This window comes from Clostridium saccharoperbutylacetonicum N1-4(HMT) (assembly GCF_000340885.1).
In the GTDB taxonomy this organism is placed as follows: Bacteria; Bacillota; Clostridia; order Clostridiales; family Clostridiaceae; genus Clostridium; species Clostridium saccharoperbutylacetonicum.
In genome coordinates, this window is the sequence record NC_020291.1 from 5,991,878 (window position 1) to 6,008,792 (window position 16,915).

General features: G+C 32.0%; 7 protein-coding genes. All 7 read right to left on the reverse strand.

Features of this window, described 5'->3' with window-relative positions; translation table 11 throughout:
* Positions 1–20: 20 nt before the first annotated feature.
* Positions 21–3,479 (reverse strand): Ig-like domain-containing protein, encoded by a 3,459-nt coding sequence (locus CSPA_RS26230; RefSeq protein WP_015395445.1) that lies wholly within the window; start codon positions 3,477–3,479, stop codon positions 21–23.
* A 737-nt stretch (positions 3,480–4,216) separates the two neighbouring features.
* A complete protein-coding gene (locus CSPA_RS26235; RefSeq protein WP_015395446.1) occupies positions 4,217–6,220 on the reverse strand; it encodes an N-acetylmuramoyl-L-alanine amidase family protein in 2,004 nt (667 codons plus the stop codon).
* A gap of 172 nt (positions 6,221–6,392) precedes the next feature.
* Positions 6,393–8,447, reverse strand: a complete 2,055-nt coding sequence (locus CSPA_RS26240) for a CHASE4 domain-containing protein (protein ID WP_015395447.1) — start codon at positions 8,445–8,447, stop codon at positions 6,393–6,395.
* Positions 8,448–8,962: 515 nt separating this feature from the next.
* Positions 8,963–10,270, reverse strand: coding sequence for a methyl-accepting chemotaxis protein (locus tag CSPA_RS26245; RefSeq protein ID WP_015395448.1), 1,308 nt, complete (start codon positions 10,268–10,270; stop codon positions 8,963–8,965).
* Positions 10,271–10,534: 264 nt separating this feature from the next.
* The gene (locus tag CSPA_RS26250) at positions 10,535–12,763 is read right to left on the reverse strand and encodes a cadherin-like beta sandwich domain-containing protein (protein ID WP_015395449.1); all 2,229 of its coding nucleotides are present in this window, start codon (positions 12,761–12,763) and stop codon (positions 10,535–10,537) included.
* 553 nt (positions 12,764–13,316) lie between these two features.
* Positions 13,317–14,762: a cadherin-like beta sandwich domain-containing protein gene (locus CSPA_RS26255; RefSeq protein WP_015395450.1), complete on the reverse strand. Its 1,446-nt coding sequence runs from the start codon at positions 14,760–14,762 to the stop codon at positions 13,317–13,319.
* Positions 14,763–15,089: 327 nt separating this feature from the next.
* Positions 15,090–16,850, reverse strand: coding sequence for an N-acetylmuramoyl-L-alanine amidase family protein (locus CSPA_RS26260; protein WP_015395451.1), 1,761 nt, complete (start codon positions 16,848–16,850; stop codon positions 15,090–15,092).
* Positions 16,851–16,915 lie beyond the last annotated feature (65 nt).

Below are 16,915 nucleotides of genomic sequence, written 5' to 3' on the forward strand. Positions count from 1 at the left end.
TTAGCATTTCATTGCATTAATTATTGGACAATAATAGTTGTAGTAGCAGTTACACTTGGATCACCATTTGATTTTACTGTAACTAAAACTGTTCCACTAGCAGTTCCATTAAATAGAGCTGCTTTAGTATCAGCACTAACAGTAACACTTACTTTTGACGGATCTGAAACTAACCATGTAACACTACCATCAGTTACTCCAGCTGGTAATACAGCTGCACTTAAAGTTAGTGATGAACCACTATTAATTGTAACACTTCCACCATTTACTGAAGCAGCACCATTAGTTATTGCAATACTCTTAGGTGCATTTATAGATATTGTTTTTGAATTAGTTAATGTCACTCCATTTGCTGTTGTTGCTGTTACTGTTACAGCAATTGCCCCATTATCCTTAGCAGTTATAGTTGCGGTCTTCTTATCAGCACTAGTTGTAATACTTGCTTTTGTTGTATCTGATACTGACCAAGTTATTGCTGATGGTGTAGTAGCAGTACTTGGTACTAAATTATAGGTCATATCTAAAGTATCACCAATTTTAGTAATTCCAGCTGCTCCAGTAACACTAGTTACAGTCAAACCTGTTGCATCCTGACCTGATATTGTAATAGGCATCGTAGCTGTCTTTCCTCCATTTGCAGTTGCAGTCACATTTATAGTTCCATTTTCAACTGCTGTAAGTGTAACGGTTGAATCACCATTATCAACAAAAGTTGCTTTTCCTGTTACATTTTCAACAGACCATTTAACAACATTACTAGTTGCTGCTGCATCAACGGTTGCTGACAAACTTAATGACCCTTGGTTTGTTGTTATTGCACTTATATCTGCACCATTCTTATCTTTTGGAAGCACAATTGTAACATTATTAGTTTTAGTTAGAGGATCCACTACAGTAATTTTTATTGGAGTAGAATTTAATCCCTTACCATCAGTTGAAATTGCTGTTACAGTAACTGTTCCTGTTTTATTACCTATCAATAATCCATTTACATTACTATCGAACGATGCACTTCCTGTATCGCCAACACCATTGCTTACCTGCCATTTTACTTGTTGATATTTAGCATCTCCACCAGTAACTGTTGCAGTCAACAATAAACCTTCGTTCACTCCGACTTTTCCTCCATTGGCTGGAGCATTAATTGCAATAGATTCTACCTCTTGAATTTGGTTATAGATTGATACTGTTGCACTACCAGTTTTTGTTTTACCATCAACATCTGCCACAGTTGCATATACTGTCACGGTTCCATTTTTAACTGCTTGAATTCTAACCGTATTTCCGCTTGTGCCAGCAGGATCTATAATTGCACTTCCTCCATCGCTTCCACCTACAATAGACCATGTTACAGCCGATGCAGTTGTAGTAGCATAAGTTGGAGTTATAGTTGCAATAAAATCAACAGTTCCATTATCATCACTTACATATGCATGAGTAGCTCCAGTTGCAGTAGCTACATTAATATTTGAAATTGGTATTTGCTTACCAGTTCCAGTTATAGTAACGCCTTGGGTATCACTAGCAGTTGAGCCATCAGTTGCAGCTGCCTTTACTGTAACTGTTCCATCTGATGTCGGAGTTAATAAACCTGTTGTTGGATTTATACTTGCACTTCCTGTACCATTTGTAACAGTCCATTTCACTGCAGCACCAGTTGTTATTACTTTAGAATTTTCTCCTGTTATTACTGCAATCATTTGTACTGGATTTGTTCCACTCGCTGCATTTGGACCTGTTATATCAATACTAGCAATCTTAACTATTTGTCCAGTTATTGTTACATCTTGAGTAGCAATCTTATTTCCATCTGCAGTCACAATTTGAACCGTAATTGATCCATTACCAATAGCACTTACAACTCCATTTCTGCTGATTGTTGCAACTTTAGCTATATCAGAAGCTGCTGTCACTTCAACTCCATCTTCATTTTTAGCTTTAATAATTGACCAAGTTACTTCTTTATTGCTTGCAGTAGCTGGTAATATATTAACGGCTAATTGAAGCGTTCCATCATTCTTAGATATTGCCATAGTATCTGTTGCATTAGCAGTACCTATATTTACACTATCAACTGGGATAACAGTAGTTTGTCCTGTTATTGTTACAGTCGCACTTCCAACAATTCCAGAACCATCTTTAGCTGTTGCTTTAACTGTAACTGTTCCATTTGAAATAGCTTTAATAGTGATATTATTTCCACTTATGCTGCTGACAGTCGCACTTCCTGTTCCATTTTGCACATCCCAAGTAACATCTTGAGTAGTTGCATCATTTGGCAATATGCTAGCGACAAGATCTAAAGTTCCACCATTTGATGTTATAACTGGTGTTCCTCCTGTCTTAGTAGTTACAAGAATCTTACCTACATTAACTACTACATCAGTAGCACTTACAGTAACATCCTTAGTTTCACTTACACCAGAGCCATCTGTAGCTGTTGCTTTAACAGTTACTGTTCCTGCTGTTACTCCTGTTAATACTCCAGTATTTTGATCAATTGTAGCTGAACCTGTTCCATTTGTCACAGTCCATTTTACAGCACTAGTGGCTGCATTACTTGGTGATACCTGTGCTGTCATTTGACTAGTCTTACCTACAGTAACATATGAACTTCCATTTATAGTAATTCCAGTTACATAAACGGTAGTATCATCATTCCACTGAGCATATAGAACTGTATCTCCTTTTATCTTTATATCATCATTACCATCATAATCTGTTCCTGAACCATCTTTTCTAGTATTCCATTCTTTAAATTTATAGCTTGTCTTAGTTGGCGCAAATAAATCAGCTTTTTTACCATATTTAACCATTTCAGTTTTAATAATTCCATCAGTTTTTGAGTCTTTATAAGTAAGTGTAAACTTTCTTCCTTCCTTAGCATCCTCATAATCTGCTTGTGTCTTATCCTGAACTACCTCATTATATTCTGACTTTGTTGGAGAGCTGACAGTTTTTGAACTGCTGTTTAAAACTTGAACAAGATTTCCAGCCGAGTCAAATTCTTTGTCAGGAGTTGGAGCTCTATATCCGGCTACTTGTCCATCACTTCCAATTGTATAAAACACTCCATTAATAATTGTATTACTAGTTTTCATAATACCTTTATCATCAAATATGTAAACTCTACCATCTATATTAATGACACCGGTTTGAATTGCTCCAGTCGAATCCGCATAATAATAATTTTTATTATATTTAATCCAACCAGTCTTTAAGGAACCATCGTCTTGAAGGAAATACCAAGAATCTCCTGCTTGAATCCATCCTTTTTGCATTCTTCCATAGCTGTCAAAATAATATAAACTTCCATCAATCTTTTTCCATCCTGTTACTTTCTTGCCATCTTGCATAAAATAATAATTACCTTGATAATCATTAACCCATGCAGCTGAAGCTACAGTTGGCGCTAAAGTAAACAGTGTTGTTGATATAATAGTTCCTACAACTATCTTATTTATCAATTCACGTTTCATTAAACTTCCCCCTATTAAATATTTTAAGTATGTAATTTTTTATTTATTCTCTCGTAAAACAAAAACATATTATAAATTATTATCGAAATATTTTAGTAGAACTATATAGTTATAGTACCATATTACACTAAAATAAGTACATATATAAACTTATATTGTCAATGTTCAGTGATCAAGTTTTAATAGTCAATTTTCGATGATAAATTTTGGGCAGCCCTTGAAACTTTATTAATTTTAAATAGCATATAAGAGTGTTTCAAATAAATGTTGTTGATATTGTAAATCTGATGATGCTATAAATGTAAATAAACATTACCAAAAATATAAATAGACTTTACCAACATTTATTTAAAACAGCATAACATGGAACATTTTTATTATTTATTATAACGGTTTATATATGTTGCAAAAATAATCCTTAATAACATAAAGATTTCCAAAGGATGCTAACATTCATTGACCCTTGAATATGTATTGAACATTTATAATTACAATATATATTATAAAATAAGTTTATAACTCTCTAGTAATCTTGATAATTTCCAAATACAAAAGACACTAAGAGTTGAATTCTTTTACTTCAGCTTATTTGCATTAATAAACTAAAGCAAGTGCAATTTTACTCTTAGTGCCTTATTAATTTTTACTCTTAGTGCCTTATTAATTTTTACTCTCAGTACCTTATTAATTTTCAAATCCCTTTACACGTAGCTATTTTAATAAATCGCCTTATTAACCTAGCTTAATGTTCCATCTGAATTAAATACATATTTTGTTCCATCGATATATCTTGTGCCAGTCACCATTATACCATTAACATTAAAGTAATAGGTATTTCCATTTACAGTAACCCATTCATTCTTCTTCATTTTTCCTGTACTATCATCTAAATAGCTCCATCCATCATTAGATGATGCCCAACCAGTTTGCATTACTCCATCGCTATTTGAGTAATACCAGCTTCCATCTGCTCTAAACCAGCCTGTTTGTAATTCCCCTGAAGGATCTTTGAAACAGTACCACTTATCTCCTAATTGAAGCCAGTTTGTTGCAGCTTGTCCATTATCTTTTAAGTAACACCATTTATCTTTATTCTTTTTCCAAGCTGAAGTTACCATTGAACCATCTGCATTAAAGTCATACCAATAATCGTCAATTTTTATCCAATCTTTAGCTCTCTTACCATCAGCTTTTAGATAGTAACTTTTTCCTCCAACATTAACCCAATCCATTTTTTTGACAGCACCATCTTCTCCAACGAAGTAATAGTCATCTCCATCTTGAATCCATTGATTGAATAATTCATAGCCCTTTTTCTTATCAAAATAAGCTCTGTTACCATCAACAATCTGCCAGCCTGTTTCCATTGCGCCATCTATTCTATTGAAGTAATAAGTTTTTCCATTAATCTTTTGAACACCTTTTAAACTTACGCCATCTTTATCATAATAATAAACATAGCCATCTCTTTTTCCCCAGCCTTCGCTATTATCGAATCTATCAAACACCTTGTCCCAAGCATTATCAACATCATCACTCTTGTCTTTAATAGCATTTGATAAATCATCTATTGAATCACTAATTTTATCAAGATTATTAGTTATACCGCTTACTGAATTTGAAATTTCATTATTAAAATCTGGTACCATTGCATAAGTTCCAGGTTTAATCATTGCAGCAGCTACAGTCGTATAAGTACTTGGTATAACTGTAGTTAAATAAGATACTATCATATTTTTTTCATATGCATCAACTGGAATATCATATAAATAAACTTTATTTGTTGATGAATTAGTAGTTAAAGATATTCCTAAAACATTTGTGCTGATTCCCATTGAACTTAAATCTATATTGTTAGTAACTCCTTTTAAATTAGTAACACCAGAAAAATCAATTACATTTAATGTATCTGCTTGAGTTGCAGCACTTGAACCATACTTCAACATTTTATATACAGGATTATTTATTGCATATACTTTGTTGTTGGTTGAATCCACAACATTTATATCAAGCCCATCACAAATTACATTCATACTAACTGCACTTAAATCAATTGTTTTCCCATAAGTAGAATTTCCTGATAAAGGAAGAGCAGGTATTAAATTCGCACTACTATAAGTAGCATTTTTACCAGTTCCATTTAAAGTATCAGACGGAAAAGTTGCTAACCCAAGAGGTCCTCCCACAGCAAAGCCTTGAGCCACTACATTTGTTCCACGCTTCACTGTATATTTGTATACAGGTACACTTTTTGCTGCTTCCTTAATAGATGTTGTTGTGACACCTGAAGCTAAACTAGTTTGGACAATTCCTACAGCTACTACTAATTGTGCACCCTTTGCCCTATACTCTGCTGTAGGTCCATATGCACTCAAATACTGGCCATAATTATAAACACTTGTCAAACCTGCTGAAATTGTACCAATATTAGCCTGTAAACTAGTTGCTATCGTTGAAGCTGCAGTATCACTTAAAGTGTATGATAAAGTTCCACATGGTTCAAATTGAGAAACAACATCTGTAGCTGGATTGAAGCCTGCTGAAGGATATTGTCCACTTAACTTTGTAACCAATTCTGCCTGAGCTACTGCTGCATATGCCGCCTCAGTACTTGAAGCCGAAGTTGCTACTGAAGTTGTATCTGCCTTTGCATTTATGTTTGAAATTCCAATTGGTGAAATCGTACTAAAGCTTGTAGTTATAAGTATCAACGCCACTATTTTACTAATTTTTCTAATCATATAAATCGCCTCCATAATATCTACATCTATTATACCATTTATACTGACCAGTTCAAATATTTTATTATCTATATGTTCTAAAAATTTTCTTCATTAAGATTTAATTACTATATTAAAGTGGTTGAATAAGGCAACTAACTAAATTATGAACTTTCTTAATTAGAACTTATATCTACAATAAAATATTTTCTTCTTCTAATAATTTTATAAACTCTTTTACCAAATATGGATCAAATTGCTCACCCGAACATTTTTTAAGCTCCTCAATAACATATTCTTTTTCATAAGTTTCTTTATAAATTCTTCTATGAGTCATAACATCATAGGAATCAACAATACTTATAATCCTTGATAATAACGGTATTTCTTCTCCCTTAAGTTTGTTAGGGTAGCCTGTACCATCATACCTTTCATGATGAGCCAATATTTTGTTTGCAATATGAGCTAATTCAGGGGTTGAAGAAGCTATTCTATATCCTATATCACAATGGGTTTTCATAATAACCCATTCTTCATCTGTAAGCTTTCCAGGCTTCATTAAAATATTCTCTGGTATACCTATTTTTCCTATATCATGCAAGGAAGAAAGAAGTTCTAACTCATCAAGTTTTTCTGTTGTTAATCCAAGCTTTTTGCCCAATTTCAAACTTAACCATTTAATCCTTATAGTATGTTCCTCTGTTTCGCTATCTTTTTCATGTAAGGTTTTCAAAAGTGACTGTATAGCTGCACTTCTTGCACTTTTATTTTCCATAAGCTTACTTCTGTACATTCTCTTTTCAGCCAAACTCATAACATTTTCTGTATTAGAATTTTCTTCATAGTATCCAGCATATCCCCACGCTATACTTATTTTAAAGTGAAACTCTGTTTCGTTATTACATTTTTCTTTTATTCTATCTATTAAATCAGTAACATAATAAGAATCTTTATTTCTAACTAATATTACAAATTCATCGCCTCCCCATCTAGAAATAACATCATCCTCAGCACAAATTTCTTTAAGTATTTTCCCCACAAGAACAAGTAACTTATCGCCCTCAAAGTGGCCTAAAGCATCATTAGTTAATTTTAATCCATTAAGATCTCCCATTAAAATAAAATAATTCTCAAACTTATTCTCATCTAATTCATCAAGTATTTTTTCTATATATGCTCTGTTGTTAAGCTTAGTAAGTTTATCACAATAACTTAAAAATCTTATTTCATCATTGGCACAATTAAGTTCTGAAAGCATTTTATTTGTTGCAGCTGCCAATTTGTAAACTTCATCTTTCCCCGAAATTTCAATATTTAAAGAGGTATCTTTAGACTTACCAACTTTCTCCATGAATTTTGTTAATTTTGACAGTCTCTTTAAAATATATTTATTAATAATTAAAACATCAATTATTAAAACAATAACAATCAAGCCTAAAAATTGGAGAATAAAACTCTTGAAAAAATAACCAATTTGATCATTATTATAACCGTTATCTATCAAACTGGCGCTAATTGAACTTTCCCCATTAATGTCTTTTATTATTTTAACGGCTTCAGAATATTTTTTATTATAAATAACCGTATTATTATCTATGTTTATAAACGAAACTTCATCATTTTGTTTATAATTTTCTTGTTGAAAATCACTTAATGTTAATTTAACACCAGCAATTTCTTCTATATAAGTTATTATATTTTTGTCAACTTCACGAGCCATAATTATAAAGCCATTGCTTTTTGCATGCTTATTAGAAGAGGTTACAGGTATTATTGCTACTATATAAGTTTTTTCTTTATAAGACAACAATCCATTCTTTCCTTCATCACCATTAAAATTAGTATTAACTCCCAAAAGCCTTTCAACGAGCTTTTTACTAAATTCTTTGGAAACTGAACTTTCTTTTGAATATACAATCTCTTTATTATTATTCACAAAAACAATGTTCTTTAAATTTAAATTTTCTATTGTCTCCTCCTGCAAATTTGAATTAACAAATTCTTGATTTGGTTCAGCTATAAACCTATAAGTGTCATCCCATTGTCCCCAATCAGTAATAAGCCGTTGCATATTATCTTCTTCTTTATTAATCAAATAATCTATTACTTCAAAATTCCTTTTTAATCTTCGTTCGTGTTCCTTGTCTATATATCCAAAATAGGAAAAATTAAATATTGAAATAGTTATTCCTATTATTGATAACATACTTAAAAAGCCAATTAATAATGTTTTATGTTTGATACTCATAAAATACATCTCCTCAACATTAAAGTATAGCTTCATACTTTCAGTTAATCATATGTTCAGTGTACTCATAAATAGCCATCATACTAGTTGTATATAATATACAACTTAGCTTGATGGCTATAATTTAATATATATTTTCCAATTAAAATGTTTAATTGCAATGTATAATTTTAATTAGAACTCATATATAGATATCCAATTTAATCATTCAACTTATAAATGTAATATATATGTATTATTGAGAAATTATAATCGTAACACTACACTAGAAATCAGATGCATTTTTCTGGAAGCAGGCATGTGAAATTGAGCTGATGATGGTTCTTAATGGGGCCTGTTTCATTTAAAGCTTGTCCAGATTTTACATCTGGAACACGCTGAAATGACGACAAGACGCCATTTAAAACCTTCCAGCGAAAATTTCACTAGTCCTGTGGAAGATAAATGTATCTGATTTCGGTAATTGTTGCATAAGTCTAATTCTCGCTTTGGATATCTATACTAATAAAATTTCATTATTTCACTTTGAATTTTTGTACCAATTCATTTAAGTGTATTGCTATTTTTGCTTGTTCAGTTGCAGCATGAGCCACTTGTTCCATAGCAGAAGAACTTCTTCCAATTTCAGCTTGTATGTTTTCACTACTTACTGATGACTTTTGAACATCCGCTGCTGTGCTTTGAAGAGCTTGATTAATTTGTTCAACTGTAGCTTCAACTTCTTGTGCCATTGAAACTAACTCTTCTGACATAGTGCTCACAAATTCACCATCATTGCTATATTTTTCTCCAACCTTAGCATAATCTTGTAACTGTTTGTCCACTTCAGTTGACATAAAATTAAGTATATCATTACTATTTTCAGATAGATTTTTAACAGCCTCATTAATTTTTCCTATTGTGTCTTGAATTGTAACAACAGTTTGTGAAGATTCCTCTGCAAGCTTTCTAATTTCTTCTGCAACAACTGCAAAACCTTTTCCAGATTCCCCTGCTCTTGCTGCTTCAATTGCTGCATTTAAAGCTAACAAATTAGTTTGTTCAGCTATATCTGCTATTGCACCTGCCATAACTTTAACTTCTTCAACAACCTTTGCATCTTGTATTGCTTTTGCAATGTTCTTTTCTTTTTGATCTCTAATTTGAGCTGTATTTCTTATTGCTATTTGGCTATCATTCTTTATACCTTCAGCTCTTTTCTTAATCTTTTCAGCATTAGTACTTCCTGCTTCAGCTTTACCAGCTAATCCTTCCATATTAGTATTTACTTCTTCTATAGAAGCTGCAATTTCCTCAGCTGTAGCACTTGTTTCAGTCATAGTTACATTTATATTTTTTGAAGACCTATCAACTTCTTCAAGTTTAGCTGTGACTTCTTCTATGTTTGCTGATAATTCTTGGCTTAATGCACTCATATTTGATGATTCATTAAGTATTATTGTAATAAGTTCTCTAATGTTCTTTTGGGCAATATTCAATTCCCTTCCAGTATTTCCAATTTCATCATTTTTAGCCATTTCACATTCTTCTGTAAAATCATATGCTGCTAATTGCTTTGCAAACGTCTGTAGGTTATTTAATCTTTTAATTATACTTTTATTCATATACATTGCTGCAATCACTGCTATAACAACACTTATAACGCACAGTCCTGTTGTTGTAATAATGTCGCTAGCTATTGTATCTCCATTAGCCAAACCATTTCTTATATCCGAAAGTTGTTTGAAATTTACAAATCCCGATATAAGTACCAAAACACTCATAATTACATATGTTATTATAAGTTTAGCCTTAAGAGATATATTTTTTTTATTTCCGTCCATCTTCATTCCCCCTGATTTCCTTATCCTGTAATATCATGTAATACAAACAAAAACGAGACTAATTATGTAAATTACCCACTCCTTTCTTATTGCATTTATAATACCATTTTCCCCTTATATATTCAATAAAGCTTAATGTTAAATTCTTAATCAAAAACAGCAACCACTTTAATTGATAATCTACACTCAAACTTTGTACTTATTTCATAAATAAATGACAGGTTATTTTATATATATCAAAACAACCTGTCATTTAATCATAAATTAAGCATTATTCAAATTTATCCATTGACCATCAAGGAAGAACATTCCTGTTTTCATAACTCCATTTGCGTCGAAATAATAGTTCTTGCCGCCTATATTTTTCCAGCCTCTTACCATCATTCCACTGTCATCCAAATAGTACCATATCTTTCCAGTATATAACCATCCTGTTCTCATGGAACCATCATCATTTAAGTAATACTTGTTCTTATCGTAAGTTACCCAACCCTTTTGCATTACTCCATGGTCATCCATATAATAGTATTTTCCTTTATAAAAATACCAACCAGTTTGTAGTTGTCCATAATTATTGAAGTAATACCATTTTCCATCATAAGTAGCCCAAGCATTAGTCCTCATTGAACCATCACCTTGAAGATAGTACCAATAACCTTTGTCATATTGCCAGCCTGTTATCATAATACCATCATCATTCAAATAGTACCAGTTTCCACTTTCAAAGATCCAGCCGGTTTTTCTATCTCCATTTATATCACAGAAATACCATTGATTATCATATTTTACCCAATCATTTTTAACTTGTATACCTGCCGCATTATAAAATCTCCATTCTCCAGCAACAAGTACCCACTGATTTTTACCTTCAATGTCGCCTCTGATTAAACTCAATTTATAGGTAGTAGTTGTTGTTCCATCTTCTGCAACAACTTGTACATCTACATTGTTTGCTCCTACCTCAAGCTTAATATAATCTGATTGTCCATTTGTATATTCTTTTCCATTAACTTTAATCTTTGCACTGTCATTTTGAGCAGAAAATAATATTCTAACTTTTTCAATATTTTTAGCTACCTTAACACTATAAAGATAAGTTTCTGGATCAAATTTTGGTGATAATGTCCCATCTGTTACAGAAAGAGTTGCTAGATTAACATTATCTTTAGAATATTTTCTTGTAACATTTACTACATAAGTCTGAGTATTTCCCTTAGTATCTGTAACTTTAACATTAATTGTATTTACACCTTCATCTAAACTAATATTAGGTGAAGTTGCTGCGCTTGGCACCTTTTTCCCATTTACTGTAATAGTTGCATTTGGATCTTCTGCTGTAGGAGTTACTCCAACCGAAGTAATACTATTTTCAACAGTTGCAGTATACTCAGTTATACCTTTATTAAAGGTTGGCGAAAGTGTTCCTGAAGTTAAAGTCAAACTTGTAAGACCTGTACTTCTAAATAATGGTGTACGAGTTACATTTACAATATATGTTCCTACATCTCCATCCTTAGTAGTAAGTACTATATCAACTTCATTATTACCTTCACTTAACTTTATATTTTGGCTCTTACTTCCACTAGCTACAGAAACCCCATTAACTTTAATAGTAGACGAATTGTCTACAGCTGTTGGGATAAATGAAACTGTAGTTTGATCTGTTGGAACTGTCACAATGTATTCATTAACATCTTTATCAAAAGCTGGAGTCAAAGCACCTGTTGAAGGTACCAATGCTTGTAACTTTGGCAGACCTTTCTTAGTAATTACCAAGGTATATTGCTTTGAAACATTTTGATTAGTTCTCTTTATTTTTATAATGTTATCTCCACCAACTAAATTTACAATGTTACTACTTGCACCATTAACAGTGAAGGTCATAGGAGTTCCTGAAATGTCTAGCAATTCAATTTTAGCTGTATTTATAGTAGCGTCTGCTTTCATAGAATAATTTCCATTTGCATCTATTTGACTATATGGAAAATTCTGAGGAGTTTGAGAATCCAAAGTAACTCTCAATGTATTAAAATCAAGAGATGAATCAGCTTCAAATCTCATTTTTATTGGATACGTCACTGAATTTCCTGCACTATCCTTGATTGTAACTGTAAGAATAAAATCACTATAATCCGTTATAGAACTAATTGTATAATTTTGCCCTCCACTAGCATTTCCAATTTGCCCAATCACCATATTAGTTGAGTTACTTGTAACACTTGTAATACTATAACCAGAAGTAGAAGTTAAAGTTAAGCCTTTTCCTATAGGAAGATATTCACAAATATATCCACCTAAAGAATCCTTATCTACAATTCTAGTAACATTCTCTGTCAAGTCACCAATATTTATAACTAACCCTGGTACTTGCGTAGTTTCTTGCGTTGCAGCATTAGCTTTATTCGTGTTTCCAATTTGTAAAACTGTAAAAAACACAGTAAATATTAACAAATAAGATATAATTTTTCTTAAACTAAATTTTTTAGTCCTCATCAATAGTCCTCCCCCATTTATTTGTCTTACTCACTTGCGATAATTAATTATAAAAATCGACAAAACTCATACCAATATAATACCATATTTATAGCTGCTTTACCAAGATTTTTTAGAACCAACAACTAAATGTTTACTCTATATTGCATGAGTACCAGCTTCCCCTAATATAGGCTTTTTTATAAAACAAACCACCCCTTCTACTAAATTTTACTTTGTAATCTTAAAAACTACATTATTACCTTACCTATACTATAATATACATATTTTTTTAATAATATTGGTGCCTTTTTTCAATTATAAATACTCAAGAATTAATTACCAATTTTCATTAAAGATCAACTCTCGAGCATTTATAATCGCCTAATCAAATTTAACAGATCCTAATTGCAGCATAGCTGCTCTTTTTATAATTGATTCTAATTGCAGCATAGCTGCTCTTTTTATATGTGCATATTTTTTTAATAATATTGGTGCCTTTTTTCAATTATAAATGCTCAAGAATTAATTACCAATTTTCATTGAAAATCAACTCTCGAGCATTTATAATCACCTAATCAAATTTAACAGATCCATCCTGGTTAAAATCATAGGTATAACCATCAATTGTTTTTGTTTGATTATTCATAGTTCCATCTTCATTAAAATAATAGTATTTTCCATTCTGCGCTAGCCATCCACTATTTGCAATGCTTTCAATTCTATGTCTCATATTTCCAACAAAATTCAAGTAATACCAATCACCAGTATACTTAAACCATTCTCCTGACTTCATACTTCCATCATAATTAAAGTAATACCATTCCCCATCTATTTTAGTCCAGCCTATTTCCATTTCTCCACTTGAATTCAAATAGTACCACTTATATTTATATGGAATCCAGCCTGTTTCCATGGCTCCATCATTATTTAAACAATACCATTTCCCATTTTTAATTATCCACCCTGTTTCCATGCTTCCATCTTCATTTAGGAAATACCACTTTCCTTCATCTTGAAGCCAGCCTGTTCTCATTGCTCCATCAGCGCCTAAATAATACCACTTATCTTCAAATAGTACCCAGCCTGTCTCCATCATTCCAAATTTATTTAAATAATATGATTTTCCATTGTCCTTTATCCAGCCTGTCTGCATATTTCCTGCCCCAGAAAAATGAAAGTATCTCTTATATTTATTATCATAAAACCATGTACTCTTTAATGGATCACCTTTGGAATCATTATATCTCCATCTTCCATTTACTATTAACCATTGATTTGGCTTTAATACTGCATTAATAGCTCCTTGAACATCAGGTGTAACAGGTATTCCCAAATAAATGTTTAAGGTATAAATTCCTACTCTTCCTGTCTCCTTATCAGTAACAGTGATAGTTAATGTGTACTTACCCATATCATGCAATCTTAATCTTGTAATATTAGATGCTTTTAATTCTGTTTTATTAACAGTTACTGTATAATTTTCGTCTTCTGTAACTGCATTAAGTTCAACCATTTCAGTGCCTTCATCCAATTCCAAATTATAAAAATTAATACTATTATCAAAACCAATGGTTTCATCATCTACTCTTATATCTTTTAGATAAACAGCGTCTTTCCCACCTCTATATACAAAAACAGTATATTTAGAAACAGCTTGTGTATTAGCATCTTCTACTTCTATCTCAACTTTATTTTTACCCTTCTTTAAATTTACCCATTTTTTATAACTATCATCTTTAGTTACAATTTCTCCGTCAATTTTAACTGTATTTTCAGGTTCATCTGGTTTTACTTTAATAGATACAACATCTATATCCTTGCCAACATCAACAATATATGAGTGCACATCTTGATCAAATTTTAATTTAGAACCTTCACTTAAAGTAATATTCCTTAAAAACGGTTGCCTCTCGCTAGCATAAACTCCAGTATTAACCAAATCAAGACTGCTTGGACTTATAAAAGAAAGTCCACAAAAAAATGCCCCTATAATTACACTTCTAAATATCCTGTCCATTCTCCCCCCCCTTTGCACATGTAGATTTAATTATTAATTAAACTAAAGTACTTTTATTGGTTATCTGATTTTTATTTCTAAATATATTAATAGTAAAAAACCACATAAAATTTCATTTTATTCTTTATACTAATGTTAACACCTTAGCGCATGACTGTAAACTTACTAAGCCTTTAATTTTCCTTTAATTTTCCTTAATTTTTTATTAATTTTTTTTGAACAAAAAGGGATGTACCAAACAGAAAATCAATTTCTGTTTGAGTAACATCCCAAATTTAACCTCTTCAATTGTCATCTCTCAATTGTCAATTCTTAATTAGTGATAAATTATCTAATCCATGCTCCTGATGCACCTAATTTGTATCCATCAACAGTAGTGTTAGCTGCCATTGCTCCTGATGCATTTAAGAAGTACCAATTTCCATCAGTATCTAAGAACCAACCAGTTTTCATTGCTCCTGATGGTTGTAAGTAATACCAAGTTCCATTGTCATTTAACCAACCAGTTTTCATTGCTCCTGAACCTTGTAAGAAGTACCAAGTACCATTATCATTGTACCAGCCAGTAGCCATGATTCCATCAGCTTTGATCATGTACCAAACTCCACCATCGTTAACCCATTGTCCTTTAGTTTGAGTACCATCAGCCTTGTAGTATGTCCAACCTGCATCAGTTTTAACCCATCCTTTATTTGTTGGAGTTTCAACTGGAGTTTCAGGTGTTGTATCTTTTGCTCCAATTACTGAGTAAACTGCATCTTTTTCATTCCAAGTTACGATATTGTCTGCATCGTAAACTGACATTTCATTTAATGCACCATCTACTTTGTATAATTTATCCCAAGCAGCATCATTATCCCATTTGTAGATATATCCACCTGATAATCTGTAAATATTTCCATTTACATCTGTATCAACTGCTAAATCTCCATTAGTGTTAACTTCTGCAGTTTCATCTGCTTTATCAGCCGCATCTACATAGTTATATCCATGTGTTGAACTTAAAGTCATTGTTTGAGTTTGTACTGAATCTGAATCTTCACTGTAAGCAACTACTTTTCCATTAGCAACAGTGTATTTTCCTAATAAGCTTGCACTTGCATCTACACCAGCATCATCTGATACTACATATGTAGAAACTGATTTAGCATATTTTGCTCCATCAATATCATCAGAAGCTTGTGCTTTTGAGATCTTTTGGATAACAGTGAAACTTACTTCTCCAGCTGTTGCTGTATTAAATGCAGTTGTTGTTCCAGAAAGAGCTAATCCATTAATTTTGCTTACTGAAATTCCTGCAGTAGTTTTAATAGTAACTTTTGCAGTTCTATAGATATAGTTAGCATCTTGCCCTATTACATTTTCAGTTCCCACTGAAGCCCATACACCATTAGTTGCAGTTCCCGCACCATTGTATTTGTCATGAGTATTTGATACTGTAACAGTTTTGTCAGCAGCACCAGATGCAGTTGTTGTAACTTTGATTGATCCTAAATTGTAGTCAGCATCAATGTAATTTCCACTAGCATCTGTATAAACATTTAATCTAGCAGCAGAATCATTTGTTGCATTAAGACTTGCATATGTAGTCCCATACCATAAATCTGTAAATTTATTTCCTGGAAGAGCTTGACCATCTGTTCCGTCTAAGTTTTTCATTGTTGCTGCCTCAGTAACATTGTATCTTCCATCTGTATCTTTTTTGATATTCTTTCTTAAAGCAGAAGAAGTATCATCTTGTGCATTAGACTCAACATTTTCATCTGTTACTTTACCATCAGATAAATCCACAAAATAATCACCATTTCCAACATTTAAATACTTAGAACCATACGCACTAACTGTTGATCCTGTGTCAATGTCTGCTAAATTATTATACTTTCCATCTGCTAAATAATATGTAGCATCATCCTTATCATTGATTTCTGCATCAACAAAGAATTTCCCATCCTTATATGCTACTGCATTATATACAGTTCCTTCTTGTGAATCAATTTTCTTGTAATCAGCAGCATTTGCTGGAGCCATTGAAATAATAGCTGCAGCAGCTACTAATACTGAAGTTACTTTACTCATTCTTTTTATCATTTGTATATTCCTCCCGAAATTTAATCTTTTGTTTTTATTTAGCAACTTTACAAATATAATTATAT